We start from the raw sequence: 25,014 nt of genomic DNA on the forward strand, positions 1-25,014 counted from the left end.
TATGGTATGCAAAGACAGCGATCGCTATTAATCTTGATTTTAGTCTTGGTAATTGCCGCCATTGCGGTGATTACCACAATTTCGATTCCATTAGGACTGGACTTGCGCGGAGGTTCACAGCTCACAATTCAAGTGAAAACAACACCGGAGATTAAGCAAATCACCGAACGCGAATTGGAAGCCGTGAAAAAAGTAGTTGAAGGTCGCATTAACGGTCTTGGCGTTTCTGAACCAGTGGTGCAAACTGTTGGAAACAACCAAATCCTAGTGCAGTTACCGGGAGTGAGCGATCCACAGCAAGCTGAACGGGTTCTAGGGGGTACAGCGCAGTTAGAATTTCGCACGCAAAAGCCTGGTACGGAAACCCAACTGTTTGCTTTCCAAACATCACGAGCTGAATTGAAAGTAAAGCAACAAGATTTGAGAAAGAGTAACGATCAAGCAGCAATTGTCAAAAATCAGCAAGAATTGCAGAAAAATAATCAAGCGATCGCCGAATTGTTTGAAAGCACAAACCCCCCACTCACAGGGAAATTCCTCAAAGATGCAGCCGGTGAACCCACTCAAGGCAACAATTGGAATGTTGCGATTCGCTTCGACCAAAAGGGTGGTGAACTATTTGCCGAACTGACGAAAAAACTTGCCGGTACAGGACGCACCATTGGCATTTTTCTAGACAATGAACTGATCAGCGCTCCGAGTGTAGGGCCAGAATTTGCTGCTAGTGGTATTAGTGGTGGTGCTGCTGTGATTACAGGTAGGTTTACCGCACAAGAAGCTAACAACTTAGGTGTGCAGCTACGGGGAGGTGCTTTACCCGTACCAGTGCAAATCGTCGAAAACCGTACTGTTGGGGCAACCTTAGGTAAAGATAGTATTCAACGCAGTATTTATGCTGGTACTGGCGGATTGCTGTTAGTATTGATTTTCATGTTAGTTTACTACCGACTACCAGGGTTAATTGCCGACTTTGCTTTGATTATCTATGCGCTATTGACCTATGCCACCTTCGCTTTGCTAGGCGTTACATTAACTCTCCCCGGTATTGCTGGGTTTATCCTCAGTATCGGCATGGCAGTTGATGCTAACGTATTGATTTTTGAGCGCACCCGTGAAGAACTACGCGCTGGTAAAACTTTATATCGTTCTGTAGAGGCAGGATTCTACCGAGCTTGGTCTAGCATTTTAGACAGTCATGTCACATCATTAATTTCTTGTGCAGCACTGTTTTTCTTAGGAGCAGGTTTAGTTAAAGGCTTTGCTTTGACATTGGCGCTAGGGTTATTGGTGAATTTGTTTACTGCCATTACTTGTAGTCGCACACTGCTATTCCTATCATTGCAATTTCCCAACTTGCGTAAGCCAGAGTTGTTTTGTCCCAATCTCTCAACGTCAATTAAGTCTGGTGCAGAGGTGCAGTCATGAAATTTAGTGTCGTCAAACAGCGGGGACTTTGGTGGGCAATTTCTGCCACCCTAATGATCATTGGCATCGTGGCGATGGTGATTTCTTGGCAACAACTAGGCGCACCGCTACGTCCCAGTTTAGATTTTATTGGTGGTACGCGACTACAATTTGAACGCGATTGTACACAACCAAACAACTGCACTCAACCGATTGAAACCTCTGACGTCAGGGAAGTAGTTGACGCTCAGAAGCTAAATAATAGTAGCATCCAAGTTGTTGGTAAAAACCAACAGGGAATATCTATTCGCACAAAGACATTAGATGTCGAGCAACGCACTCAGTTGCAAACAGCTTTGAGTCAAAAAGTTGGAGCCTTTGACCCGAAAGCCACCCAAATTGACACCGTTGGCCCGACACTTGGTCGTCAACTATTTTCTCAAGGGTTATTAGCTCTGGTTGTCTCCTTCGCTGCGATCGTTATTTATTTGAGTGTGCGGTTCCAGCTGGACTATGCCGTAATCGCAATTATTGCCTTGTTCCATGATGTTTTGATTACGCTGGGTGTTTTCTCCATCTTGGGATTAGTAGCAGGTATTGAAGTTGATAGCCTTTTCGTCGTTGCGATTTTGACTATTACTGGTTTCTCGGTAACAGATACCGTGGTCATTTACGATCGCATTCGGGAAATACTGAAACTACATCCTAATGATCGCATTGATAAAGTTGTCGATGATGCAATCAATCAAACTTTAACGCGATCAATTAATACCACGTTTACTGTTTTGCTAACATTATTTTCCCTATTCCTATTTGGCGGCGAAACCCTGAGAAACTTTTCTCTAGCTTTGATTATTGGCTTCACGATGGGCGCTTATTCAAGTATTTTCATTGCCGGTTCTCTTTTAGCTTGGTGGCGAGAGCGCAAGGCTCAATCCCAGGTGGGAAACACCGCTGAACCGATTGATACATCTGCCAGTTCCCAGGATAGTTAAACTTGTGTGTATTTCACAATTGGGTTAAAGCATTTTGAATTGCTCATCTATACTTGGCAATTTTATTCCCCTATGGATCAACCGGAAGAACCATTAACTACTGTCCCAGACTTTGAGAAATCTGACCCATCGTTTGCTCAACAAGTACAAAGGCTACATCAGCTGACAGTATATGGCAGGTGGCTATTTGTGGGCTGTTTGTGGCTCACAATTGCACCTGTTTCCTTATGGGGTCTACATGCAGAAATTTCTCTGTGGCAACAATATTTTACCTGGGTAGCAGTGAGATATGGACTCTTCTACCATCCACTGTCTACCTTCGGTTTAGCTTTTTGTCTGGGGATGACCGCTGCTGTTTTAGTTTGGCAAAGTCGGAATATTCTACTCGGACTACCACAGCAGGAAAAACAACGTTTAGAAAAACAAGTTTATCGGATACGTCAACAGGGAGCAACTCATCCTCTGTGGAAGTGGGTTTGTGATTAATTTTTCTTTATCGTTGCATATACATATACACGTACAGCAATTTCTAGCAAAATATGAATTAACCATACAAAGATATTGCCAAAAGTGGATGCCATACATGAACGAGTCTCAAATTCAATTTAGCGAACAGCTTCGCGGCGCCGGAGGCGAAGGCAAGTCTGAAATTGACCTTTACCAACTCCAAGAACTGTTAAACGTTTCAGCTTTCTGGGCAAAAGGCCGCAGTATTGAAGATTTAGGTATAGCCATTGCCAATAGTGAGCCAGTAATTTTCGTCAGCGATCGCGATCAACTCATTGGCTTTGCGAGGGCAACATCTGATGGGATATATCGCGCCACGATTTGGGATGTTGTGATTCATCCAGAATATCAAAATACTGGGCTGGGAAGCAAATTAGTGGAAACAGTTTTAAGTCATCCCCGCATGAGGTGGGTTGAGCGCGTTTACCTGATGACTACTCACCAGCAGGGTTTCTACGAAAAGATTGGTTTTCAACCCAACACCACCACTACGATGGTGTTACACAACCTAGCTAACCTTGCTTTCGTTCCTGCTACAGAAGATCAGCTTCAGGAATCACTAGGGGGATAGAGATTTGTAGTCTGGTAAGCTGCTGAGGTAGTTCCTTTGCGATGGTCGAGGGCAGGATTTCCAGCTTTCCCCCCATAACTTCCACTAAAGTCTGATTGATTAATAGCCTCATTCCTGGAGAAAGAGCAGTCTTCTTTTGGTCAATCTGGGTCGGCTGGTCTTCAGATTTGATCAAATCAATCGGCTCGCTCCAGGGTATGGCATGGGTTGGTATATCCAGCCAAATGTTTACAAAATTATTTGTAGGTAGAGTGCTGGTGGAAATACAGATGCTGCCTTCCTGCATTTGAGTAATGGCAGTGTCTATTAAACTTATCAATATTTGGCGGAGCCAGAGGTAATCTGCCAAAACATAAATTTCTGGGTCGGCGGGTAATAATTGCAAGGGAAAATTGCGATTTGCCGCCAGCATATAAGTTAAGTTATGAACCTCTTCCAAAACTTCGGCTAACGGTCTGGGCTGAATATCTAATTTATTCGTACCATGTTCAGTTTTAGCAACGCTGAGAATTTCATCCATCAGCTTGAGCAACTTCAGCGTTCGCTCTTGAGCTTGGGCAATAAATTCTCGCTCTTCAGCTGGATCTTCACACAAATCTGACAAAATTAACTGATGTAAGCCAATCAGACCATTGAGGGGCGATCGCAATTCATGGCTAGTCCGTGCCAAAAAACCAGCTTTAAACTGGCTCATTTCCCTTGCCATTTGGTATGCCAGCTGCGTTTGCTGTAGCTGTTGCGATATTGGTAGCATATCCTCTTGAACTAATGGCGCTACTGGGGATGAGCTAGATGAAACCTTTGACGAGCGCACAAATAACTGACGGAAAACCATACCTAGTGCTATTCCTGCTCCTAGATATATCCAGTTGCTCCAATTCATAATCTGGTAATTATTAACTTGTTAATTGACCACAACAGCGCAAACTAAAGTTCCAAATTTCTCTGTTGTTCAAATCAGGAAAACAATATTATAGCTACCTATATCTGGTTATCACTTGATAAATCTAACTTGATCGCACCTTGCCGCAAAATTTGCCAATTTATCCCTGTCCATTTAGCAACGGTAGAAGGTACACCCACTCCTGGTATTTCACCCTGGTATTCTGTCGTTGCTAGAGTCAGAACCTTGGGAAACTGATTCTCAATTTCTGTCATCGTTTGCAAAGGCGGCTGACCAGAAAAATTGGCGCTAGTAGTAGCAAGAGGGCCTGTTTGCGTCAAAATAGTTTGGGCGATCGCACTGTTTGGTACTCGGATGCCAATTGTTGTCGGATCAATGGGGTTCATAACTTTGGGGAGGCGTTCACTCGCTGGCAAAACTAACGTCAGCCCTCCTGGCCAATATTTATCTGCTAGTTTTTGCCAAACTTTATACTCGTTCTCACTACCTTTGACATACAGCCACAAATCTTCAGCACTAGCAGCCATCAAAATCAAAGGTTTGTCTTGACTGCGTTGCTTCGCCGCAAAAATTAATCCTGCTTTTTCTGGTATAGCTGCAAGTGCAGGAACAGTATCCGTGGGAAAACTCACCAAAAGGCCAGTGCGTGCGCCAGCTATTAGATTTACTAGAGAAACTTGGGTCATGTTTACAGAATTAGGAGTTGGCAATTAAGAGTTAGGAGTGAGTAATTTCATAACTCATAACTCATCACTCATCACTCCTAACTTTTATAGGCCAGGGCGAAGCGTTCAATTCCCGCTAAGTCCGCGTGAATTTGAATCTTACAATAGTTACCTTGATTTTGCAAAAGTTCTCGCACTGCATCCGCCTGTCCTGCCATCATCTCAATTAACCACACGCCACCCGATCGCAAATAACTAGGAGAGATTTCTATCAAATGGCGAATGCAATCTAAGCCATCAGCGCCACCATCCAAAGCTAGATGTGGTTCATGGTTAACTACTTCTGGTTGCAGGGTAGGTAAGGTACTGGTGGGTATGTAAGGGGGATTCGACACCATACCACTGAACTGACCTTTTAAGAATGCCAGTGGCTCCCACCAGAAACCTTGATAAAATTTAATCCGGTCAGCAAGACTCAAATTATCGGCGTTGGCTTGGGCGATCGCCAGAGCTTCTAAACTGTAATCAACTGCATGAATTGTTGCTTTTGGCAAGACATCTGCTAGTCCCAAAGCGATCACTCCACTCCCAGTCCCTAAATCCGCCCAGTGTCCTGAAGGATTGCTAGCATTTGCTGCTACAGCTAAATCAATTAAGCACTCTGTCTCTGGTCTGGGAATCAAAACCGCACTCGACACCGCGATTTGAAAGTTACGCCAAGGTGTAACTCCCGCAATGTACTGCACTGGTAAGCGATCATTTAATCGTCTCTGCCACAGTTGGTCTAACTCTTCTAGAGGCAATTGCAGCTGAATTTGCGGCCAGTTTTTAAAAGACTCCAAACGCAGTGCCAAGCGGTCTAACCCAGCTACCTCTTGGAGCAGCCAATCTACCTCCATTGGTGGGACATCAGTGGCTCCTGCTGCTTGGTGAGCAGCATTCCGCCACTGCCAAAGTTGTAAACCAGAAACTATCAGATGTTTCTCCCCCATGCCTCAACCTCGGAGTGTATATCCGTTATTTTTTCCGAGCGGGCGCAGCACCTGATGATTGATTCGGCGCAAGCGAGCGAATAAAATTGATGGACTCTCTTGATGGATACAGAACAATTTTATTTATACCAGGATCGTTGCTGCTATTCAGAGCCTCCATAACACCGTACAAATCCACCACCTGAATTTCAGTATTGGCTGCTTCCTTTGGCACGGCTTTTTTGAATTCGTCTAACAGAGCCACTGCTTGCTCTTTCTCAAAAAAGAAAGGGATGTACCGCTCATTGCTTTTGGGAACGGGAATGGTCAAATAGCTATTATCTTTCTTAAATTTGGGTACAAATAAGGGAATACCATTGAATTGCTCCCCTTTTTTACCATTTTGACTCAGCATATTTGTTGCTGAAGCTACCTGTTGTTGCGTCGGTACTAAAGTATAAATTACAGAGTCTGATTTCTTTTTGCTTTCTTGGACTATTTTATAGTAGTCCGCCAAGGACAAAGGTCTAACCTGTAGGGTGCTTGCTAACTGGGGGTTTTCTTTTTTGAGCCGATTGTCAAGAAATTTTTGAGCATCTTGCTTGCTAATAAAAAATCCCACTTGAGAGACAGGCTTGGATGCGTTGTTCCTCGAAAGAACTACGAATTCGCCTTTAGGATTGGTGAGCGTGAATACAGGTACTTCTTGGAGCTTTTTCACTACCTGATCTTGTGGCAACGCCATCGCCTCTAGATTGCTTATTCCTGGTAGATTGCCTATTCCTGAAAGTCCCCCTAAAAATACACTGCCAGCTATACCCAATGTTGCGCCCAAGCGAATAAATGATTTCATGACTGCTCCTCGCATCAATAATCCAATTAAATTAAACAAATGGTTGGATTTGCAAAGCACCAACTAGCTTTAGTTATATAGCAATTTATTTCAGTTGTAAAAAATTCATTGTGCGTGTTGAGGTTGAGTGTTAAACGTCAACGATCAAAATTGAATCTTACCCAACTATTTAGGATTGCTATAGTATCGTTTTCACAAATTGATTGTGCTAACGTTGTGTTTTTCTCGGTTTCGCTTCGCTATTCACCGTGAAATGCCGTAGATGCCTATTATATGTCTTCTTAAGCAGTGAAAAGTCTCTCCATCTCTGAGACCTTGGAGATGATAAATGCGATTTTATCGGCTTTTTATAATATCGGGTGACGCTATTACTTAATCAATCGTTCCATGTGCGATTGGTTTGATATCTTCTCAAATCTATCCAAAGCTCAATATCAGGAATATCTTACTGCTTGAGGGCGAAATTTGCCTGTTAGGCTTTAACAGCCAACCCAACAGTAAAACAGGCAATTTCTTCATATGTGTAAAAATGTACAATTTAATTGCACATCTTAGCAATAAAAAGTTAATCCGCCTTAGCAGTTAAGTATATTACTTAAATCGGGATGACAGGATTTGAACCTGCGGCATCCTGCTCCCAAAGCAGGCGCGCTACCAAGCTGCGCTACATCCCGGTTAGACTTATCTACTTTTTGCGGTTTGCTTTTAACTTACCATTAAAGCGATCGCGCTTTACCAAAAGTATTAAATTTATTATATCAGATCATACGGCTTATCCCTAATCTTTTTCATCCTTTGCAAAGACAAGATACATTACATAGTTACACTGGTAAAGGTTTTTTGCCGACTTAGTTTTACAAGATATATACCTGCGTGTTCGTCGGCTGAACCTTGCAAAACCACTTCAAAATAATAGGTTTTAACTATTATACCTGATTTTATTGTGCAAATCGGGTTTTATTTTGATTTAGGGCTAGTGAGGATACCAGAACATGCCTTTGATGCCTTCTGGATCAGCCATAAACCCCATAGTTCGGTAGAAATCTACAACATGGGGGTCGGCGAAGAGAGTGACATTACTAATTTCTTCACTCCGAAGTTTTTTGAGAACGTATTTCATCAGCGCCTTGCCCAGTCCTTGACTTTGAAAGTCTGGGTGAACCACCACATCCCAAATAGTGGCATTAAACGCGTGATCTGAGGTAGCGCGGGCAAAACCAATGAGCCGCTTTTGGTTTCCTCTCACCTGCCACATTGAGGCGACAAGAAAACTATGCTCAATAGCTTTTTTCACTTTTCTTAGAGGACGACGCGACCAACCAACTGCATCACAGAGTTCTTCTAGCTCATACAGGTCAATGTCTCGCTCCGTGCTGAAGACGATGCGAGCCTCCTTTGAAGAAGCTTCACTAATGCTGCTAGGGTTTGAGTTGCCCGCAGTTTCCGTTGTATGCTCTTCAAAGGGGTTTGTCCTAGTTGTCGCTACAGATTCAGGAGTACTAAACCAAGTTTTCCAAAAACCCATGCCAACGTGGTTCGGGTAATATAACTGAAATGGTTTCCACTCTCAGGAGTGTTGATTCACGTTTAGCATAACTACCCCCATTTACTACCCCTTACACTCAAATTTTTTCGGTTGTTTTCGGGATTTGCAATGGCAACAGCCAGTTAGAGCGTGTTTCACACCAATCATTTTCAACTTTAGCATTTTGTTGTAAAGGCTAGGAGAAATTCATCAAAAGGGTAAGGATATAAACAATTTAAAATTCACGCATTCAAAATTCAAAATGGAAAACCTAATCCTGGCAATTGCTCGTATAGAGCTTAAATGCACGTTAGCTTAGGAGTGAATTGTATACAAGTGATTGGGCATGGGGCATGGAACATTGGACAAGAGGGACAAGAGAAGAGTGTTCTCTTGTCCCTCTTGTCCCCATTGCCCCTTATCCCCAGAAGGGGCCCCGAGTTCCCCATTGCCCATTATCCGCAGAGGGGGCCCCGAGTTCCCCCTTGTCCCCAGTCCCCCTTGTCCCCAGGTGACGAAAGCAAGCGAGTCTTACCCTTAACAATGGCTTCTGGTTTAAAATCTTCAACACTGGAACTCCTAAAGCGCTTTAACCGAGCGTTTCCCCAGTTTTATGAGCAATTTGTCAGCAGTGAGATTCAACTGCAAAATTTACGGCTAGCCTACCGTCTCTATAAAACTAGACGCGCTGTTATTGAGCTGAAACCGGAAGGTAGCAAAAGTGCCTTGCATTTTGCTTACCGCAACCAGTCTTTTCTCCTCAGCGATATTTTTGGTGTACTAGCAGCTTATGGGTTGACTATTCACGGTCTGAGTCTATATGGTCAGATCCGTCCGCCGATGTTAGTTTTTATCAAACTGTTGGTGTCTCGTGGTAGTAAAGCCTTGACCGACAAAACCGCAGAAAATGTCTGTCGCGCCATTCGCGAGGCTTTAGGAGGTCGGTTTGAGGTAGAAGAGATGCTGGCAGTGGAATTCAATCTTGACACTGGCTTAGAGCAGGTACAAACTGAGTTCTATGTCGATCCGGTTTTTCATCTCCCTGCCCTAGTGATTGAAGCCGATAATCAACCAGGATTATTCTACAAAGTGATGTACGCCATCTGGCAGGAAGATTTGCTGGTAGTCAATGCCAATTTATTGGTTTGGCGTGGACGTACACGGCTAATTCTTTACTTGTTGGGGCCGAATGAAAGCCTCATTCCTGAATATCTCGGTCACAAAATTGCTGAAGGGGTGCGACACCGATTGCTGGGTAAATGAAAAAAGTCAGGAGTGAGGAGTTATGAGTTAAAAATTAACAATTTCTCACTCCTAACCGGAGGCGGAGCGTCTCCGGCTTTGTCCTAACTCTTTTGTTATTCCGTATTTAGTCGCACCCGCCCTTAGGGGTACGATATAAGTATGGCAACTATCGAAATCTTGGGCGTTCCACACGCATACGAGCTAACGGCTCCCACTTCCTGCCCCCATGCTTTAGTATTTATCCACGGTTGGCTCAATAGCCGTGGATATTGGCAACCTGTGATTTCCCGCCTATCAGATGATTTGCAGTGCCTTTCCTATGATTTGCGGGGTTTTGGTGAATCCCAGTCTCAGGTAAAAACCGATTTTAGTCGGGCACAAACGTCTCTGAATCTTACGCCCATCTCCAGTAGTGCGGTTGGCTCACCTTTCGATTCTCTTTATACTCCTGCTGCCTATGCTCATGATTTAGCAGTTCTTCTAAAACAGCTGAATATTACCAGTGCTTGGCTAATTGGTCACTCCTTGGGTGGGACGATCGCTCTCTGGGGAGCAGATCAAATACCTGAGTGTGTTAAAGGAGTTATCTGTATCAACGCTGGCGGTGGTATTTACCTCAAAGAAGCCTTTGAGCAGTTTCGCTCGGCGGGTCAGAAATTTTTGCAAGTCCGCCCGCGCTGGCTGTCCCAAGTGCCTTTGATTGATTTGCTGTTTACCAGAGCCAGTGTGGCTCGTCCTTTGGAGCGCTATTGGGCACGTCAGCGGGTAATAGATTTCGTGGTGGCTGACCCAGAAGCGGCTCTGGGAAGTCTGTTAGACTCCACAACGGAAGAAGAAATCAATCGTTTACCTGAGCTAGTATCCCAACTGAAGCAGCCAGTTTATTTTTTGGCTGGCGCGGAAGACAAGGTTATGGAACCTAAGTATGTGCGCCATTTAGCTAGCTTTCACAGACTGTTCCAATATAGTGGTGACAATGTTTTAGAAATTCCTGATTGTGGACACCTAGCTATGTTGGAACAGCCGGATGCAGTGGCTGATCACATCCGGTCAATAGTTAAAAGTCATTAGTCATCGGGCATCATTATTCTTTCTTCCCCTGCTCCCCCTGCTCCACTGCCCCTCTCCTCCTCACGACTCAGAGTGATACAACTTCATCACCTGGGTAAGCGCTAACCTCGACTCAACGCCCAGTGTCAGGGGGGATGTATGACCACGGCATAGATGGTCAGCGGCGGCACAACCAATCATGGCGGCGTTATCAGTACAGAATTTTAAAGGTGGGAATAGGACGTATAGGTTATGTTCAACGGCGGCAGCTTGGAGGTTTTTTCTCAACCCGCTATTAGCTGCAACACCGCCACCAACAACAATTGTGTCTAGACCATAGTCTAGGGCACAGGCGATCGCTCTTTTGCTCAGCGATCGCGCTACAGTTTCCTGAAAGCTAGCTGCTACATCTGCCACTGGAACTTGTCCACCATCTTTCTCTAACTGCTGCAATAAACGTAATACAGCCGTTTTTAACCCACTAAAACTCGCATCATAACGATGAAATCCCCCGCCCGGTAGAGAAACTTTTCCTTCTGGTAGGACAAAGGCTTGAGGATTGCCCTCTTGTGCCAGTTTGTCAATCACTGGGCCACCGGGATAACCCAGCTTTAACAATCGCGCCACTTTATCAAAGGCTTCACCTGCTGCATCATCACGGGTTTGTCCCAGTGTTTCGTATATACCACAATCCTTGACATAAATCAAGCTTGTATGTCCGCCAGAAACTAATAAACTCAAGAAAGGGGGATTTAAAGTTGGTTCGCTCAAATAAGTGGCGTAAATGTGACCTTCAAGGTGATGAACTCCCAAAAATGGTTTGTTGTGTATCATCGCTAGGGTTTTGGCAGCAGTTAACCCCACCAACAGCGCTCCTACGAGTCCAGGGGCACAAGTGGCAGCAATTGCGTCAATTTTGTCCCAGTCTAGTTGGGCTTGCTCTAGGGCTTGAGCGATCGCTTCATTGATTGTTTCTAAGTGCTGGCGAGACGCTACTTCTGGCACTACCCCGCCATACTGCTGATGGACTGGAATTTGTGAGGCTACGATACTACTGCAAACTTTACGATTGTTAACAATTGCGACGGCTGTTTCATCACAACTGGTTTCTATTGCTAAAACGGTTACCATTGAGAGTGCTGAGTGCTGAGTGCTGGGTTTTGAGTAATAGAGACAAAATCTTGCTTCTTTACTACCCTACTACAATAATTCTTATACTTAGGACTCGTTACTCACTACTTAGGACTGAATCGGAAACTTCTTTGAGAAGCTTTAACTTTTATTTACTTAAACTTTACTCGGTTCCCACCCAAGAGTATGATGACTTCCTAGTTATGCAAATAAACAACTGTACAAGCCGCTTCGTTTTGTACAAAGAACTTTTTGTTTTGTAATAAAAGGAAACAACTCTATGCGACGATTGTTTGCTTTGATTTTAGCGATTTGTCTTTGGTTCAATTTTGCCTCCCCAGCAAAAGCTCTAGGGGCTAATTTGACACCGTGCAAGGACAATCCCGCTTTTCAACAGCTAGCAGCTAATGCCCGTAATACCACCGCTGACCCCAATTCAGGGATAAAGCGATTTGAGCGTTATTCTCAAGAACTGTGTGGTCCTGAGGGTTACCCCCACTTGATTGTTGATGGGAGTCTAAATCATGCTGGTGACTTCCTGATCCCTAGCATTCTGTTTCTATATATTGCTGGTTGGATTGGTTGGGTAGGTCGTGCCTATCTGCAAGCGATTAAAAAGCAATCTGACACGGAATTAAAAGAAATCCAAATCGATCTTGGTTTGGCACTACCTATAATGGCGTCAGGCTTTACTTGGCCAGTAGCAGCAGTCCAAGAACTCCTCTCTGGCAAATTAGCAGCCAAGGATACAGAAATCCCCATTTCTCCACGCTAAATCAGCTTAACTAATTCATTTGTTTTGGAGACTAAATTCATGGCAGACAAAGGCGACCAATCATCCTATTTGGTTAAGTTTATTTCCACAGCGCCCGTGGCAGCTACGATATGGCTGACCATCACAGCAGGTATCTTGATTGAATTTAACCGCTTTTTCCCCGATCTACTTTTCCATCCACTCCCATAAGTGTCAAACGATTTTGGATTTTAAATTTGTGATAGCCTAGCGTAAAGCCTTCTCTACGAGAGGCTTGTCTAAGACACGCTGTTCGCGTTCGCCAACGGCATGGCAACTCTTAGAGACGCTCTTCGCGTTCGCTTAGAGTGAGTCTTGCCTACGGTACATCAAGGCGAACGAGCATCTTTTAAATTGGTTCCGCCTAAAAGGGACGGGGCATGAACCAAAAAATTCTTTTAATCCAAAATCCGTCATTAGAAAGTCTGAGCGCTGGAAATCGGCGCTCAGACTTTCGCAAAATCAAAAATCTAAAATTGCTAGTCAAATGGGATTTAGGACAGTTGAATCAATGTCTTGTTTTTTGTCTAATATTGTGTAGTTGATGTATTCAGCTTAGTTAGGCAGAATTCTCACCAAAATACGCAGCAAAAATAGTTTTTTGAAACTCGTGATCCTGTTTACAGATCGCGAGTTTCATAGTTTTAAAAGAAGCTAAATTAATTTTTCTAAACTTCCTAAACAAAAAGCAACTTTAGCTACAATTATTATTAATATAAAAATGCCACCATTTTAATTTAGAGGCGAACATAAAAATATGGCGCAAGCAGTAGATGCATCAAAAAATCTCCCCAGCGATCCGAGAAATCGCGAAGTTGTTTTTCCCGCATTCCGCGATCCGCAGAAGGGCAACCTAGAAACCCCAGTAAATGCTTCTCCTTTGGTCAAGTGGTTCATTAATAACTTACCTGCCTATCGCCCAGATCTCTCTCCTGCCAGACGCGGTTTAGAAGTTGGCATGGCTCATGGTTACTGGCTATTTGGCCCCTTTGCTAAATTGGGGCCACTGCGGGACACAGTTAATGCTAACTTAGCTGGGTTACTAGCAGCCATCGCTTTAGTTGTTCTTCTTACCGGTGCCCTATCTCTGTATGCTAATAGCAATCCACCCAAAGCACTTCCTAGCGTTACCGTACCTAACCCTCCGATAGATGCTTTTAACTCTAAAGAAAGCTGGAACAACTTCGCCAGTTCTTTCTTGATTGGTGGTATTGGTGGTGCAGTAGTCGCTTACTTCTTGACTAGTAATTTGGCAGTAATTCAAGGTCTATTTGGTTAATTATTAGGAGTTAGAAGGAGGCAAGCGCTAATAGCGGGTTTCCCCACTTGTTCGCGCAGCGTCTTTGACAGGAGAATTAACTGCCGTTTAAGAGTTAGGAGTTTAAATTCATAACTTCTAACTCTTAACAGGAGGCGGAGCTTTCCTTGCTTTGCTCCTAACTTATTTAAAAAAAACAGCTTCAATATCATTTAAAGCAGTTTCAAAATCGTCATTAACGATTTGAATATCAAATTCATCTACGGCTTGAATTTCTTGTCGGGCGCGGAACAAACGACGGCCGATCGCTTCTTGGGAGTCTTGGGCGCGAGAACGTATCCGTTTCTCCAATTCATCAAAAGAAGGCGGTAAAATAAAAATGCTGAGGGCACTGGGGAAGGAAGCACGAATTTGTCTTGCCCCTTCTAGCTCAATTTCCAGCACCACCAACTTACCAAAATGAATTTGGTTAAGCACAGCTTCACGGGGAGTGCCGTAATAGTTACCAGCAAATTCTGCCCATTCCAAAAATTCACCTTCAGCAACTAATTGTTCAAACTTATTGCGGCTGATAAAGTAATAATCTTTGCCATCGATTTCTCCTGGACGGGGAGAACGAGTTGTCACGGATACGGAATAATATAGTTCCGGATGACGTTGTAGGAGCGATCGCATTAAAGTGCCTTTACCGACCCCACTGGGGCCAGTTAAAACAATTAACCTGCCTAAATGTAAGCATTCTTCGGTAGTAGCACTACTCTGGATGGGTAAAACTGGCATCATTTCTTCAACCTGTGAATCAATCAATAGATATTATTCATTAGTCTTGTGTTTCTGGCCTAGTCCACTAGTGACTAAAGAATTTGTAGTAAGGGTGACAGAAAACTTGTTTAATTCACATGGCACTGCCGATATGGTGCAAAGAAGAGTGGGAATAATCCACTGATAGTCAATTATCTACAGTCTGATGATCGCGGGAAATCACAAAGCGATTCGCTACCGTTTCCGGCTGAATCGCTGACAGAATTACGTGGCTGGAATCGGTGATAATTACAGCTCTAGTCCGACGACCATAAGTTGCATCAATCAGTTGACCTCTATCCCGTGCATCGGTAATAATCCGTTTAATCGGGGCAGATTCTGGACTGACAATGGCAACTACTCGGTTGGCAGACACGATGTTACCAAAGCCGATGTTGATTAACTGAATGTCCATAAAAAAAACTGACGCTAAACGCGGTTTGAGAAGCTTGAAATAAACTTATTTCCATGTTATCGTCAAAAAACGGGAGTTACAACGCTCAAATTCAAGCCAGCATTCGTTTTTAAATAAGGTCTGCTTTTTTTTTGCTGTTTATCAGCTATACTCCCTGAAAATCTTCCCAAAGACATAGGCGCAATTCCACTGATACAGGCTAGTTGGGTGATGTATCTTTATAAAAGGGACTAGTAGACTGTGGCGTCAGTTTGCCTACCTTTAAAAGTGGGCTATGCCGCGTCAGAGCATTTCCAAGTAATGGCTCTTAAAACTCTTATCAATAAAGCGTTTGAGCTTGATCATCAAAACTTTTCTTACTTTTTTTCTTACTTGTGCATTTTATCAATAAATAAATGGTGGTAAATAATCCACATCTAAAATTTGCTCAATGCGATCAGGACAATTTTGCAAAAAACAATTCAAGCCACTTTTCTTTTTTGCTTGTCGTAGCACATCAATGTAGACTTCTTCAAGCACTGTAAGCAGATAGTTGTAGATATTTTTAGATTTGGTTCATTTCCTGAGTTCCACCCGAAAATTATCAATTTCTACTTCCCAATGATTTTTACATTCAGGAAGACTGCAATATTGATACAAAAGCAGATGTTTGAGAAGTTGCAGTAAAGAACTTTCGAGCTTGTGTTTGTGTTCATTAGCCAATCTTTCAATCTCCTCAATCAAATGCTCCTAATCAAGATCCTCTAAATTTCGTTCTTGTAATTGTTTCAACGTAGTTTCTAACCACAAGTGATAATCCTGTTCATAGAGAATTTGAGTGAGTATTTTAGCTCGACTTTATCCATTTTTTGGAAACACCAACGCTGAAGGTGAAACCTTTGTGGGATGGTAGTTTTACTTTATGAAGTTCAACGATTACTAGTGACATGCAAAAAGTTTGTGCTAAAAAGTTAGGGTTTTTGCCGGATAAAGAAAACTTAGGTGCTCATTTTGGATAAAGTCGAGCATAGACATTATTTAATGTTCTCCTAATTTACAAAGATTTGGAATTAGGTTTTATTGACGTACACTTCCAGCTTGACAATCGCGTAACCAAGCTTCAACCGCTTGGGCAACAGTGCCGTTACTACTATCGCGTGGCGGGGATAGTGGCTGCTGTGCTGAATGGGAACCAGTTTGAGAAAACATCATCACTAGACGCCAACCAGTTTTCGTTTTAGTCAACAACAGCCAGTGGAATTCTTCCAATTCTACCGCTTTCTTTCCTATATACTGGCGCTCCAAGGTAGTAAAGAAAACTTGCTCAACTCCTGATGCAGAGCTTTTAGACGCATCTGCACTATATTCTTCAAGGTTAAGGGGCAGAGGAGTAAACTCAGGTCTTCCTGCCACTAGCATATAACTGTAAACATCACTGCTTCTACTGAGGCGGCGGGCGCGTTGGCTGACGCGATTAGTATAACTAGGCAAATCTTCCAGTAGCTTTATAGTTAATATTTCTAAATTTTGCTCAGAACACAAAGACCTCGCTCCACCCTTGATATTTTCCCTTTCTACTAGCGCAGAGGTTTTAAGGGTGAGGTTTGTCGAAAACGCTGGGTAAGCAAGGTTATTTGATACTAAAACCCAGAAGCCACAAGCTAAAAGCGAACTATAATTTTTCTTTCTGAGCGAAGAGGCAAGATTGTTCTTTCCTAGACCCTGCACCCTATCCCCCAGCTTCTGACTGACTCTTAGCTTCATGCCACCGTAGTTAACTCCTCAGAAATCCTCTTCCAGGCTAACTCAGGCTCAGTAGCAGTAGTGATGGGACGCCCAATCACTAGATAATCAGCACCAGCAATGATTGCTTGTGCTGGGGTGAGCGATCGCTTTTGATCGCCTTTATCTGCCCAAGTTGGTCTAACCCCCGGACAAACTAGCAAAAAGTCATCTCCACAAGTTTGCCGTAGCTGTGCCACTTCTTGAGGCGAACAAACTGCCCCATCCAATCCCGCCTTTTGAGCCAGCAGTGCCATTTCTAGGGCGTATTCTGGTAATTCTAGGGGAATTTTTAAATCAAACGCCAACTGCCTAGTAGAAATACTCGTTAACAAAGTAATAGCAATTAATTTAGGCGGTTTTACACCCGCTTGGGTAGCCCCTTCTTGTGCCGCCTCTGTTGCAGCTTTCAGAGCATCTACACCAGATGTAGCATGAATTGTCAATAAATCCACCCCGTAACTAGCTGCCCTACGACAAGCACCAGCAACTGTGTTAGGGATATCGTGAAACTTTAAATCCAGGAAAATGCGCTTTTGCTGGGACTTTAGCACTTCCAGAATTTTCGGGCCAGTGCTGGTAAACAACTCTAAACCCACCTTCCAGCAAACCACTTGCGGAAGTTGATCCACAAGAGCGATCGCACTTTCCATATCTGGCACATCTAGGGGAACAATAATCCGCTCATCTGTATTCATCAGTATTTATCCGTGGTTCCTTAACATTAAGGCACTAAACGCACAAACTTCTTTTTCCCAACTTGTAAAACCTTACCTTGTAACTCAGCAGGATCAGCAAAAGTGGTATCGACATCGGTAATGCGATCGCTATCTAAGCGCACTCCACCCTCTTGAATTTTCCGCTTTCCTTCCCCGGTACTTTTGCACAAGCCACTAAGATTGAGAATATAAGCTAACTTAGTAGGAAACTGTTGCACACCAGCTAGAGAGAATTCTGGAACTGCACCTTCCTTTCCGCCGCTTTGTGCTGCTTCTTTCGCCTCTTGGGCTGCTGTTTGGCCGTGGTATTGTTTGACAATTTCCCATGCTAGGAGTGTTTGGCGATCGCGGGGATTTTCTGGGAGTTTGTCCAAAGGTAAATCTGTCAAAAGTTCAAAATACTGTGAGAGCAGATGATCTGGGACTCCTTGTAACTTCTGATACTTTTGTCCTGGATGTTCCGACAATCCGATATAATTACCTAAAGACTTGGACATTTTTTGCACGCCATCGGTGCCAATCAAAATTGGCAGCAGCATCCCAAACTGGGGCTTTTGACCAAAATGGCGCTGCAAATCTCTGCCCACAGCAATGTTAAATTTTTGATCAGTGCCACCTAATTCTACATCTGCCTCAACTGCAACCGAATCAAAACCTTGCATTAACGGGTACAGGAACTCATGGATAAAAATCGGATTCTCTTTTCTATAGCGATCGGCAAATCCTTCCTTAGCCAACATCTGCCCTACCGTCATCGTGGAGAGTAACTCCAAAATTTTCTCTAAGTTTAGTCCAGAGAGCCATTCGGAGTTATAGCGCACCTCTAACCTTCCGGGTGTGTCAAAATCCAAGATAGGACGTACTTGGTCAAGATAAGTCTGAGCATTTTGCGCTACCTCTGCTTCTGTAAGCTGACGACGCACTTCAGATTTCCCAGTCGGATCGCCAATGCGTGCTGTAAAATCGCCAATAATCAGAACTGCTATATGACCTGCATCTTGAAACGCTCGCAATTTCCGTACTGGTATGCTATGACCGAGATGAATGTCAGTACCTGTCGGGTCAATCCCCAATTTGATCCTCAAAGGTTGATTTGTAGTTACCAAGCGCTTTTCTAGACTTTCGCTGTTAGCATCAACTGGTTGTGGGAAAACTTCTACTACACCACGACGCAGCCAAGCAAAATCTTGCGTCATACTATAAAATTCACTGTTAGCTATGTTTTGCACACTAGAAGTTAAGTTGGTTATAAACACTTGCAATTTATCCGCTTTCTCATCTGCCAAACTACTATAATTGCAAAAAATTAACCGCCTTGCTTCGCCCAATCAATTACAGTTAAATTTACAAGTGAGGAAGTGAAATCGCCGTGTCGTCGTCTAGGACTTTTGAAGATAAACAGCCACAGCGTCGGGCTTCATCAGGTTTTGAGTTTTTGAAAGGAGTCGGTCAGGTAACTGGCGGTACTCTCCTGTCAATTACCATGCTGGCAAGTTCCATTGTAGCCGGAGGACTGGTTGGTTTAGCGATTAGTTTCCGTAATTTGCCAGATGTGAGACAGCTACGTAACTTCTTTCCCTCAGAAACGACTTACATCTATGACGTTAAGGGTAAACTCTTAGCCAGTGTCCACGGAGAAGCCAACCGAGAAGTAGTTCCCTTAGATAGGATTTCCCCGAATCTAAAACGGGCGGTATTGGCAAGTGAAGATAGCCACTTTTACGATCACCACGGTATTAACCCCGTCGGCGTTGGGCGTGCTGTTGTAGTTAACTGGGCAGCAGGTGGAGTCCGAGAGGGTGGCTCTACTGTTACCATGCAATTGGTAAAAAACCTATTTTTGTCTCACAAGCGTGCCTTTACCCGGAAGTTAGCTGAAGGAGTGCTGGCAATTCGGTTAGAGCAAATTCTCAATAAAGACCAAATTTTAGAAATGTACCTCAATCAAGTTTATTGGGGTCATAACAATTATGGTGTACAAACGGCGGCCCGCAGTTACTTTAATAAGTCAGCAGAATATTTAAGCTTGGGTGAGTCAGCAATGATGGCGGGTTTGATCCAAGCACCAGAAGAATTCAGCCCGTTTGTGAGCATGAAGCTGGCAAAACAGAAACAAAAAGAAGTGCTGGGACGGATGCTGGAATTAAACTGGATCACCCAGTCAGAGTACGACGATGCCCTCAAGCAAGAAATCAAGCTTGGTAGAATCAAATCCTTTCAAGGTAGTGCCCTACCTTATGTAACCAATACTGTAGCGCAGGAGTTGGCTAAGAAGTTTGGGCGTGAAGCACTACTCAAAGGTGGGATGCGGGTGCAAACTACAGTTGATGCCGATTTCCAAATGATGGCAGAAGAAACTATCAGTAAATGGCATAAATCACTCCTGGGACAAGGATTATCTAAGAATCAAATGGCCTTGGTGGCAATTGACCCGCGCACGCATTTTATCAAAGCACTAGTGGGTGGTATAGATCCTAAGACCAGTGAATTCAATCGTGCAACTCAAGCTCAACGGCAGCCCGGATCTTCTTTTAAACCGTTTGTATACTATACTGCTTTTGCTACCGGTAAATATGGGCCAGACTCAACGGTCGTAGATGCTCCAGTTAGCTATCGAGATGGTAACGGTTGGTACTTTCCTAGAAATTATGATGGCACTTTTAGGGGAGCGATGCCAATCCGTACAGCTATAGCCCAATCGCGGAACATTCCCGTGATCAAGGTTGGTAAGGCTGTGGGGATGAATAGAGTTATAGAAACCTGCCGTACCTTGGGGATTATGAGTCCGATGGAACCTGTAAGTTCCTTGCCACTTGGTGCAATTGGTGTCACTCCTCTGGAAATGGCTAGTGCCTATGCTACCTTTGCTAATTATGGCTGGCAATCTCCACCAACTGTAATTGCCCGCGTCACCGATAGTAGTGGTAACGTGCTGCTAGACAATACCCCTAAACCCCAGCTAGTTCTCGATCCTTGGGCCTCAGCAGCAATTATAGATGTGATGCGATCGGTAATCACTGAAGGTACAGGTAAAGGTGCTGCTATCGGTCGCCCAGCTGCCGGAAAGACGGGAACAACATCATCAGAAAAGGATATTTGGTTTGTTGGTACTGTACCACAGTTAACAACTGCTGTCTGGGTAGGGAGAGACGACAACAGACAATTAGCTGACCATGCGACAGGTGGTGTTCTGGTTGCTCCCATTTGGAAAGATTTTATGGAGAAGGCACTTAAGAACGTACCAGTAGAAAACTTCAAGCCACCTTCGCAGTTTTCTCGCCCCAAGTCACAATAATTTGGGATTTGGAATTTCGGATTTGGGATTGGCAATTAATCCAAAATCTGTCTTGGAAAGTGACGCTCCTGGATCGAAGAGCCTGCGCTAACAAATTGCCGCAAGTCGACGCTCCATGCCAGAACATTCCGACGCAAGGCGACAGGAATGCACTGGCTCGACTTTCTGCAAAATCTAAAATTGACTAGACCTGTTTTTCTAGCTCGGCTTTCATCCGTTCTAAAGTGAGGTGCATTTGGTCAAACATTTGTTGCGGGGTGACACCGAACTGACCTAATTGCGTTTTCAGTTGTTCTACTGTCATTTGCGCCATGAAATCTTCTGATAGCTCGAAGCGCTTCATAAAGATGCGATACCGATCCATCATGGCTTCCATTTGCTCAATAAACAGCTTTTTGCCATCGCGGTCAAATTTGCCGTAACCGTTGCCAAGCTTGATCAGCGCTTGATAATCCTCAAACAGCTGTTTTGCTTCTTGCTGAACTATCTCAGAATCGAAGAATCCCATATTGCTTATATTAAACTGAGCGCCCAGACTCAGCAGCTTAATAGTTTTACTTCTATTTATTATTTTAGTCTAGGTGAGTAATTTAATGACGAAGCTTCGGTTTTAGTACGGTTTGTTAGCGAAATTTCAACACTTGACTTGAGAACCTTTCCCGACTGTAAACCGACTTAATAAAGCCACAATATTCAGAGCTTTAGCCATTGATTTAGGATTGGTGTTTTCATGCGGTTGAATTTTCAGTCCGGGAGCGTATTTCAATGCTAGTGAATTTTCCGGGTTCAGTTTTAATGCTTGACGGATGTAAACCCTGGCCATGCCGATAAATTTCTGTTGGAGATGTACCAAACCTAATAAGGCATAATAGTCGCTGTTATTTGGCTCTAACTTGATGGCATCGCGCAGTTCTTGCACAGCTAGCGTCCATTTTGCTAGCCTGACGTACTCAATAGCTCGCTGGTAGTGACGTTGAGCGTAGTTTGTCAAAACTGGTTTGACATTAGTTTTTTCATCTAATGTCAATTCAACTGGCTTGACTTCTACCTCAGGGATGATGCTAACAGCTTTTTGTGGCAAGAACAGGTCAGGTTTATGCAACTGTAAGTAAACTAAATTCAGTATACTAATTTGTTTCGTCACCTGATAAAACTGATGTAGTGATTTGTATTGAGCTTCTGCATAACAGGCGATCGCTTCTTCGTAAAACAATTCTGCCTGGGGTGCAGACATTTCCATAATTTCCTCAGCTATGGCACTTTGAGAAGACAAAGCTTGCTGCTCCAAAACTCTTGCGTCTGAGCGCAGCATAGCTATGGCAATAAAGCGCTTATCTCGATGTTTTAGTTGTTCATAAGCTGGATTAATTAAATGGCTCAATATTGCCGTTGCTAATTTTTGGTCTGGATTGCCGTTTTTGGTATTGCGATCGGGATGTAGCAGCTTCGCTAAAGTGTGATAGCGTTTAAAAATCTGACGCTCATCAGCAGTCACAGAAATTCCAAGCACAGCGTAAGGATCACAAAGCTGTTTAAGCCATTCTGGTGGTAGGAAGGTCTGTGACATCGTAGTAATATGAGGCCTTAAAAACTCAAATTTAGCATCAAAGCTCAATGCACAATCATGTGAAACCTACTCAAATTTACTTAAACAGTCAGTGTCCTATAGAAGTATTTGCAGACTTTACCTTTGAAGGTAAAACTAGAATAAAGCGTCTTCAGATTGCAAAAAGGCGATCGCTTTTTGTTGATTACTGGCGAGAAAGCTTATAATGCTGGCGTTCTAATAGGTAGATAGTTATTATTAGTAAGGCTAATATTTCCGCCCTAGTCTGAGAGAATGTTTTAAAAGTGGTGGCTGATGTATGAAAAACATGTGATATTTAAAGCGTGTTGTGCGAGGATTTTGTAGAAACAATATTTCAACCAGAGGCTGAAAATAAATTCTGTACTGCGGCGCTACATCTGATTAATTAGAGAACATTAAGATAAACGTAAGCTCCTTTGAGTAAGTGATAACCTAATATTCAGTGAATTGTAAAAGCAAGCATCTACTGAATTAAAAAATCAAACTTTATAAAGTTAATCCTATACCTTCTATCTCTTCTTAATAAGTAATAGAGATTTTAGCTCTATCTGAGAATTAAATCTGCAAAGGATGAGATAAGTTTCCCTGTACAAAATCCATCAATTTCAGTCCATCCTTCTTGTAATGTAAGCATTTCCTTCTTGGCTAGTTGATTTTTATAGGTGAACCTAACTTGATATTTCCCAGGCTGAATGTACCAGAAAATCCAAATACCTCCATAAATGGCATTGCCTAAAAGCCGTAGACAATTTTCGCTGTACCAATTAAATTTGGCATCCATTAAAAATTCTAAACTTTCTCCAGGCATGATTAGCGGGATATCTGATTTTTTTACCTTCCTTGTTGCATTTTTATTTAAAGACCTTTGCATAGCGTTGCCATAAGGCTCTAAGATTTATGGCAAAACATAAGGCAAGTCAAAGCGATAGGGTATTGATGCTTGATTAGTAATACGAACTCCAACTTGAACAGGGATTTCTTCCCCATATTTAGGGAGGCATACCATTGCTTCAGGTATGAAATTTTCAAAGCAGATTTCATCTACTTCAATAGTATTAGGATTGTTTGATTCACAAGATGACATGTTGGCTATCCTCTCAGCCTCTACTTTTTTATGCGCCATTACTTAGCATATCAATTAATCCTTATATCCTAAGTATTCTCCGCTACTTGAGATTTTCATACTGCTCACAGATGAACTTAATTGATAAATTCACTAGTACCGCTACGCATAATTCGTAATGGTCTACGCCCCGCTACGCTAACAGAATTTGTAATTCAGAATTCTTCTACCGCAAGCGTTTCATTGATTAGGAATGGGTGGTTTATTTCCGCCGTACCGTACTAGTTACCGAATCTAGCTTTTGCACATAGTTCCCCTTAGCACTGCGATTTAGTAGCAGTTCGACATAGCCATTACTATAAATCGAAGCTGTCTTACGATTTAGTTGACTAGAATAGATTCATATAATTGCTGGTAAGTAAAAATTCTGTAATGCTTAATTTATCAAGGTGCTTTGCTACTATGGCTGTCTTATTGTAGGAACTGTGGTACTGGTAGATTTATTAGAAATATGTTGACTAAGCGCAAAAGCCGAAGTGTTGCCGCTGTTCTAGCTTTTTCTGGCACGCTGACAATTTCAGGATTACATAAATTCTATCTGGGACAGCCGCTCTGGGGTGTTTTGTATGTGTTGCTTTCCTGGACGCCTATCCCCAAGGTAGCTAGTGCCATTGAGGGAGTTTGGTATTTAGCCCAAGATGAAGAAGCTTTTGATCGTAATTTTAATCTAGGCAAGTCAGCGACAAGGAACTCCCAACGGGTGAGTAATCAGGTAGGAGTGATCGCTGAGGCAATGCGAGAATTAGATGCTCTGCGCCAGGATGGACTGATTTCAGAGTATGAATTTGAGCAAAAGCGCCGCCAACTGCTAGACCAGATTTCTTGAGGTGAGCAACAATCATGAATAACTGGCTACCTTTGAACCCCAAGCTGCAAAAACTCCGTGCCAAGCTCCTCAACGATCCCTACTATCGCCTACAATCTGGGGAAGAAATTCAGATAGCGGCAAAATTAGGTATTCGCATTGATGCTAATCAAGCCACTATAGATGATTGGTTACGCCTACCAGGTTTGTCAATTCACCAAGCGCGATCGCTTGTGGAACTTTCGCGTTCGGGTGTGAAATTTTACTGTATTGAAGATATCGCTGCGGCTTTGGGTATGCCAGCGCAGCGGCTAGAGCCATTAACACCTCTGCTGAATTTTATTTACTATGACCACGAATCTTTAGAAAATCCTCTGCATTTAGTCAATCCGAATACAGCAACAGTTGAAAAGTTAGCACAAATTCCATTTATAGATTTGTCTGTCGCGCAAGCAGTGGTTCAAAATCGGCAATCAGCCGGGCCTTACCGTAACCTGGCTGATTTCCAGCGACGGCTGGAGTTAACTGGTGATGCGATCGCTCAACTGATGTATTATTTAAGGTTTTAAGTTAAAAGTTAGAAGTTTTAAAATAACTCCTAACTCTGCCAATTTTAGATTTTGGGTCGCACCAAA

Annotated in this window: 27 protein-coding genes, 1 tRNA gene and 1 pseudogene; 12 read left to right on the forward strand and 17 right to left on the reverse strand. The window is 43.2% G+C overall.

Annotation, left to right across the window (positions count from 1 at the left end):
- Window positions 1-6: 6 nt before the first annotated feature.
- The 4 genes from secD to V7K85_RS04925 all read left to right on the forward strand — a co-directional run bounded on the left by secD (window position 7) and on the right by V7K85_RS04925 (window position 3,477).
- Window positions 7-1,425 carry a protein translocase subunit SecD gene (secD, locus tag V7K85_RS04910; protein ID WP_334811593.1) on the forward strand — a complete coding sequence of 473 codons (1,419 nt, stop codon included), beginning with the start codon at window positions 7-9 and terminating at the stop codon, window positions 1,423-1,425.
- The gene (gene secF / locus V7K85_RS04915) at window positions 1,422-2,399 is read left to right on the forward strand and encodes a protein translocase subunit SecF (protein ID WP_334811534.1); all 978 of its coding nucleotides are present in this window, start codon (window positions 1,422-1,424) and stop codon (window positions 2,397-2,399) included. The genes secD and secF overlap by 4 nt, the downstream gene beginning before the upstream one ends.
- 72 nt (window positions 2,400-2,471) lie before the next feature.
- Window positions 2,472-2,885 carry a hypothetical protein gene (locus V7K85_RS04920; protein ID WP_334811536.1) on the forward strand — a complete coding sequence of 138 codons (414 nt, stop codon included), beginning with the start codon at window positions 2,472-2,474 and terminating at the stop codon, window positions 2,883-2,885.
- A gap of 97 nt (window positions 2,886-2,982) precedes the next feature.
- Window positions 2,983-3,477: a GNAT family N-acetyltransferase gene (locus V7K85_RS04925; RefSeq protein WP_334811537.1), complete on the forward strand. Its 495-nt coding sequence runs from the start codon at window positions 2,983-2,985 to the stop codon at window positions 3,475-3,477.
- On the opposite strand, the gene V7K85_RS04930 is transcribed toward V7K85_RS04925, so the two are convergent.
- From V7K85_RS04930 to V7K85_RS04955, 6 genes are all read right to left on the reverse strand, one after another.
- Window positions 3,440-4,360, reverse strand: coding sequence for a sensor histidine kinase (locus V7K85_RS04930; protein WP_334811538.1), 921 nt, complete (start codon window positions 4,358-4,360; stop codon window positions 3,440-3,442). The genes V7K85_RS04925 and V7K85_RS04930 overlap by 38 nt on opposite strands.
- 98 nt (window positions 4,361-4,458) lie before the next feature.
- Window positions 4,459-5,067, reverse strand: coding sequence for an L-threonylcarbamoyladenylate synthase (locus V7K85_RS04935; RefSeq protein WP_334811539.1), 609 nt, complete (start codon window positions 5,065-5,067; stop codon window positions 4,459-4,461).
- Window positions 5,068-5,144: 77 nt separating this feature from the next.
- Window positions 5,145-6,038, reverse strand: a complete 894-nt coding sequence (prmC, locus tag V7K85_RS04940; RefSeq protein WP_334811541.1) for a peptide chain release factor N(5)-glutamine methyltransferase — start codon at window positions 6,036-6,038, stop codon at window positions 5,145-5,147.
- A gap of 25 nt (window positions 6,039-6,063) precedes the next feature.
- Window positions 6,064-6,870 carry a Tic22 family protein gene (locus V7K85_RS04945; RefSeq protein ID WP_334811542.1) on the reverse strand — a complete coding sequence of 269 codons (807 nt, stop codon included), beginning with the start codon at window positions 6,868-6,870 and terminating at the stop codon, window positions 6,064-6,066.
- 600 nt (window positions 6,871-7,470) lie between these two features.
- Window positions 7,471-7,544 (reverse strand) — tRNA-Pro (locus V7K85_RS04950).
- A gap of 299 nt (window positions 7,545-7,843) precedes the next feature.
- Window positions 7,844-8,395 (reverse strand): GNAT family N-acetyltransferase, encoded by a 552-nt coding sequence (locus V7K85_RS04955; RefSeq protein WP_334811543.1) that lies wholly within the window; start codon window positions 8,393-8,395, stop codon window positions 7,844-7,846.
- Between the two features lie 543 nt (window positions 8,396-8,938).
- Here V7K85_RS04955 and V7K85_RS04960 point away from each other — a divergent pair.
- A complete protein-coding gene (locus V7K85_RS04960; protein WP_073639758.1) occupies window positions 8,939-9,658 on the forward strand; it encodes a hypothetical protein in 720 nt (239 codons plus the stop codon).
- 141 nt (window positions 9,659-9,799) lie between these two features.
- A complete protein-coding gene (locus V7K85_RS04965) occupies window positions 9,800-10,711 on the forward strand; it encodes an alpha/beta fold hydrolase (protein WP_334811544.1) in 912 nt (303 codons plus the stop codon).
- Between the two features lie 60 nt (window positions 10,712-10,771).
- On the opposite strand, the gene tsaD is transcribed toward V7K85_RS04965, so the two are convergent.
- A complete protein-coding gene (gene tsaD, locus V7K85_RS04970) occupies window positions 10,772-11,821 on the reverse strand; it encodes a tRNA (adenosine(37)-N6)-threonylcarbamoyltransferase complex transferase subunit TsaD (RefSeq protein WP_334811546.1) in 1,050 nt (349 codons plus the stop codon).
- Between the two features lie 280 nt (window positions 11,822-12,101).
- Here tsaD and V7K85_RS04975 point away from each other — a divergent pair, with 280 nt between their 5' ends.
- The 3 genes from V7K85_RS04975 to V7K85_RS04985 all read left to right on the forward strand — a co-directional run bounded on the left by V7K85_RS04975 (window position 12,102) and on the right by V7K85_RS04985 (window position 13,893).
- Window positions 12,102-12,596: a Photosystem I reaction center subunit III gene (locus V7K85_RS04975; RefSeq protein ID WP_334811548.1), complete on the forward strand. Its 495-nt coding sequence runs from the start codon at window positions 12,102-12,104 to the stop codon at window positions 12,594-12,596.
- A gap of 39 nt (window positions 12,597-12,635) precedes the next feature.
- Complete coding sequence (gene psaJ / locus V7K85_RS04980) at window positions 12,636-12,785, forward strand: photosystem I reaction center subunit IX (RefSeq protein ID WP_281485063.1); 150 nt, start codon at window positions 12,636-12,638, stop codon at window positions 12,783-12,785.
- A 586-nt stretch (window positions 12,786-13,371) separates the two neighbouring features.
- On the forward strand, window positions 13,372-13,893 hold the full coding sequence (locus V7K85_RS04985; protein ID WP_334811549.1) for a photosystem I reaction center protein subunit XI: 522 nt from the start codon (window positions 13,372-13,374) through the stop codon (window positions 13,891-13,893).
- 162 nt (window positions 13,894-14,055) lie between these two features.
- Here the strand turns inward: V7K85_RS04985 and gmk are convergent, their stop codons facing one another.
- The 6 genes and pseudogenes from gmk to tyrS form a co-directional block, all read right to left on the reverse strand.
- Window positions 14,056-14,655, reverse strand: a complete 600-nt coding sequence (gmk, locus tag V7K85_RS04990; protein WP_334811594.1) for a guanylate kinase — start codon at window positions 14,653-14,655, stop codon at window positions 14,056-14,058.
- A 166-nt stretch (window positions 14,656-14,821) separates the two neighbouring features.
- Complete coding sequence (remA, locus tag V7K85_RS04995; protein ID WP_073639751.1) at window positions 14,822-15,088, reverse strand: extracellular matrix/biofilm regulator RemA; 267 nt, start codon at window positions 15,086-15,088, stop codon at window positions 14,822-14,824.
- A 384-nt stretch (window positions 15,089-15,472) separates the two neighbouring features.
- Window positions 15,473-15,913 (reverse strand): annotated as a pseudogene (locus V7K85_RS05000) (DUF29 domain-containing protein).
- Window positions 15,914-16,144: 231 nt separating this feature from the next.
- Window positions 16,145-16,831 carry a hypothetical protein gene (locus tag V7K85_RS05005; protein WP_334811550.1) on the reverse strand — a complete coding sequence of 229 codons (687 nt, stop codon included), beginning with the start codon at window positions 16,829-16,831 and terminating at the stop codon, window positions 16,145-16,147.
- On the reverse strand, window positions 16,828-17,547 hold the full coding sequence (gene pyrF, locus V7K85_RS05010; protein WP_334811551.1) for an orotidine-5'-phosphate decarboxylase: 720 nt from the start codon (window positions 17,545-17,547) through the stop codon (window positions 16,828-16,830). Before pyrF ends, V7K85_RS05005 begins: the two co-directional genes overlap by 4 nt.
- 26 nt (window positions 17,548-17,573) lie before the next feature.
- Window positions 17,574-18,764 (reverse strand): tyrosine--tRNA ligase, encoded by a 1,191-nt coding sequence (gene tyrS, locus V7K85_RS05015; RefSeq protein WP_334811552.1) that lies wholly within the window; start codon window positions 18,762-18,764, stop codon window positions 17,574-17,576.
- A gap of 173 nt (window positions 18,765-18,937) precedes the next feature.
- Between tyrS and V7K85_RS05020 the strand changes: the two genes are divergently transcribed.
- Window positions 18,938-20,863 (forward strand): transglycosylase domain-containing protein, encoded by a 1,926-nt coding sequence (locus V7K85_RS05020; RefSeq protein ID WP_334811553.1) that lies wholly within the window; start codon window positions 18,938-18,940, stop codon window positions 20,861-20,863.
- 184 nt (window positions 20,864-21,047) lie between these two features.
- On the opposite strand, the gene V7K85_RS05025 is transcribed toward V7K85_RS05020, so the two are convergent.
- The 4 genes from V7K85_RS05025 to V7K85_RS05040 form a co-directional block, all read right to left on the reverse strand.
- On the reverse strand, window positions 21,048-21,371 hold the full coding sequence (locus V7K85_RS05025) for a DUF1825 family protein (RefSeq protein ID WP_334811554.1): 324 nt from the start codon (window positions 21,369-21,371) through the stop codon (window positions 21,048-21,050).
- Window positions 21,372-21,497: 126 nt separating this feature from the next.
- Entirely contained in the window at window positions 21,498-22,430 is a 933-nt protein-coding gene (locus V7K85_RS05030) for a DnaJ domain-containing protein (protein WP_334811555.1), read from the reverse strand.
- Between the two features lie 565 nt (window positions 22,431-22,995).
- Window positions 22,996-23,259, reverse strand: a complete 264-nt coding sequence (locus tag V7K85_RS05035) for a hypothetical protein (RefSeq protein WP_334811556.1) — start codon at window positions 23,257-23,259, stop codon at window positions 22,996-22,998.
- An 87-nt stretch (window positions 23,260-23,346) separates the two neighbouring features.
- Window positions 23,347-23,574 (reverse strand): hypothetical protein, encoded by a 228-nt coding sequence (locus tag V7K85_RS05040; RefSeq protein WP_334811557.1) that lies wholly within the window; start codon window positions 23,572-23,574, stop codon window positions 23,347-23,349.
- Between the two features lie 451 nt (window positions 23,575-24,025).
- Here V7K85_RS05040 and V7K85_RS05045 point away from each other — a divergent pair, with 451 nt between their 5' ends.
- Window positions 24,026-24,400: an NINE protein gene (locus V7K85_RS05045; protein ID WP_334811558.1), complete on the forward strand. Its 375-nt coding sequence runs from the start codon at window positions 24,026-24,028 to the stop codon at window positions 24,398-24,400.
- A gap of 14 nt (window positions 24,401-24,414) precedes the next feature.
- Window positions 24,415-24,948 (forward strand): ComEA family DNA-binding protein, encoded by a 534-nt coding sequence (locus V7K85_RS05050; protein WP_334811559.1) that lies wholly within the window; start codon window positions 24,415-24,417, stop codon window positions 24,946-24,948.
- The last annotated feature ends 66 nt before the right edge of the window (window positions 24,949-25,014 follow it).

The organism is Nostoc sp. (genome assembly GCF_036917615.1).
Lineage (GTDB): Bacteria > Cyanobacteriota > Cyanobacteriia > Cyanobacteriales > Nostocaceae > Nostoc.

Bases quoted from the DNA above. Each gene is read 5' to 3' on its own strand.
- psaJ (WP_281485063.1), top strand. From the start codon at position 12,636: ATGGCAGACAAAGGCGACCAATCATCCTATTTGGTTAAGTTTATTTCC.
- tsaD (WP_334811546.1), bottom strand. From the start codon at position 11,821: ATGGTAACCGTTTTAGCAATAGAAACCAGTTGTGATGAAACAGCCGTC.
- V7K85_RS05005 (WP_334811550.1), bottom strand. From the start codon at position 16,831: ATGAAGCTAAGAGTCAGTCAGAAGCTGGGGGATAGGGTGCAGGGTCTA.
- V7K85_RS04965 (WP_334811544.1), top strand. From the start codon at position 9,800: ATGGCAACTATCGAAATCTTGGGCGTTCCACACGCATACGAGCTAACG.
- V7K85_RS04930 (WP_334811538.1), bottom strand. From the start codon at position 4,360: ATGAATTGGAGCAACTGGATATATCTAGGAGCAGGAATAGCACTAGGT.
- tyrS (WP_334811552.1), bottom strand. From the start codon at position 18,764: ATGACGCAAGATTTTGCTTGGCTGCGTCGTGGTGTAGTAGAAGTTTTC.
- secF (WP_334811534.1), top strand. From the start codon at position 1,422: ATGAAATTTAGTGTCGTCAAACAGCGGGGACTTTGGTGGGCAATTTCT.
- V7K85_RS04925 (WP_334811537.1), top strand. From the start codon at position 2,983: ATGAACGAGTCTCAAATTCAATTTAGCGAACAGCTTCGCGGCGCCGGA.
- prmC (WP_334811541.1), bottom strand. From the start codon at position 6,038: ATGGGGGAGAAACATCTGATAGTTTCTGGTTTACAACTTTGGCAGTGG.
- remA (WP_073639751.1), bottom strand. From the start codon at position 15,088: ATGGACATTCAGTTAATCAACATCGGCTTTGGTAACATCGTGTCTGCC.
- V7K85_RS04935 (WP_334811539.1), bottom strand. From the start codon at position 5,067: ATGACCCAAGTTTCTCTAGTAAATCTAATAGCTGGCGCACGCACTGGC.
- V7K85_RS05035 (WP_334811556.1), bottom strand. From the start codon at position 23,259: ATGCCTGGAGAAAGTTTAGAATTTTTAATGGATGCCAAATTTAATTGG.
- V7K85_RS04975 (WP_334811548.1), top strand. From the start codon at position 12,102: ATGCGACGATTGTTTGCTTTGATTTTAGCGATTTGTCTTTGGTTCAAT.
- V7K85_RS04945 (WP_334811542.1), bottom strand. From the start codon at position 6,870: ATGAAATCATTTATTCGCTTGGGCGCAACATTGGGTATAGCTGGCAGT.
- V7K85_RS05030 (WP_334811555.1), bottom strand. From the start codon at position 22,430: ATGTCACAGACCTTCCTACCACCAGAATGGCTTAAACAGCTTTGTGAT.
- V7K85_RS05040 (WP_334811557.1), bottom strand. From the start codon at position 23,574: ATGGCGCATAAAAAAGTAGAGGCTGAGAGGATAGCCAACATGTCATCT.
- V7K85_RS04920 (WP_334811536.1), top strand. From the start codon at position 2,472: ATGGATCAACCGGAAGAACCATTAACTACTGTCCCAGACTTTGAGAAA.
- V7K85_RS05025 (WP_334811554.1), bottom strand. From the start codon at position 21,371: ATGGGATTCTTCGATTCTGAGATAGTTCAGCAAGAAGCAAAACAGCTG.
- secD (WP_334811593.1), top strand. From the start codon at position 7: ATGCAAAGACAGCGATCGCTATTAATCTTGATTTTAGTCTTGGTAATT.
- V7K85_RS04960 (WP_073639758.1), top strand. From the start codon at position 8,939: ATGGCTTCTGGTTTAAAATCTTCAACACTGGAACTCCTAAAGCGCTTT.
- V7K85_RS04985 (WP_334811549.1), top strand. From the start codon at position 13,372: ATGGCGCAAGCAGTAGATGCATCAAAAAATCTCCCCAGCGATCCGAGA.
- V7K85_RS05050 (WP_334811559.1), top strand. From the start codon at position 24,415: ATGAATAACTGGCTACCTTTGAACCCCAAGCTGCAAAAACTCCGTGCC.
- V7K85_RS05045 (WP_334811558.1), top strand. From the start codon at position 24,026: ATGTTGACTAAGCGCAAAAGCCGAAGTGTTGCCGCTGTTCTAGCTTTT.
- V7K85_RS04955 (WP_334811543.1), bottom strand. From the start codon at position 8,395: ATGGGTTTTTGGAAAACTTGGTTTAGTACTCCTGAATCTGTAGCGACA.
- pyrF (WP_334811551.1), bottom strand. From the start codon at position 17,547: ATGAATACAGATGAGCGGATTATTGTTCCCCTAGATGTGCCAGATATG.
- gmk (WP_334811594.1), bottom strand. From the start codon at position 14,655: ATGATGCCAGTTTTACCCATCCAGAGTAGTGCTACTACCGAAGAATGC.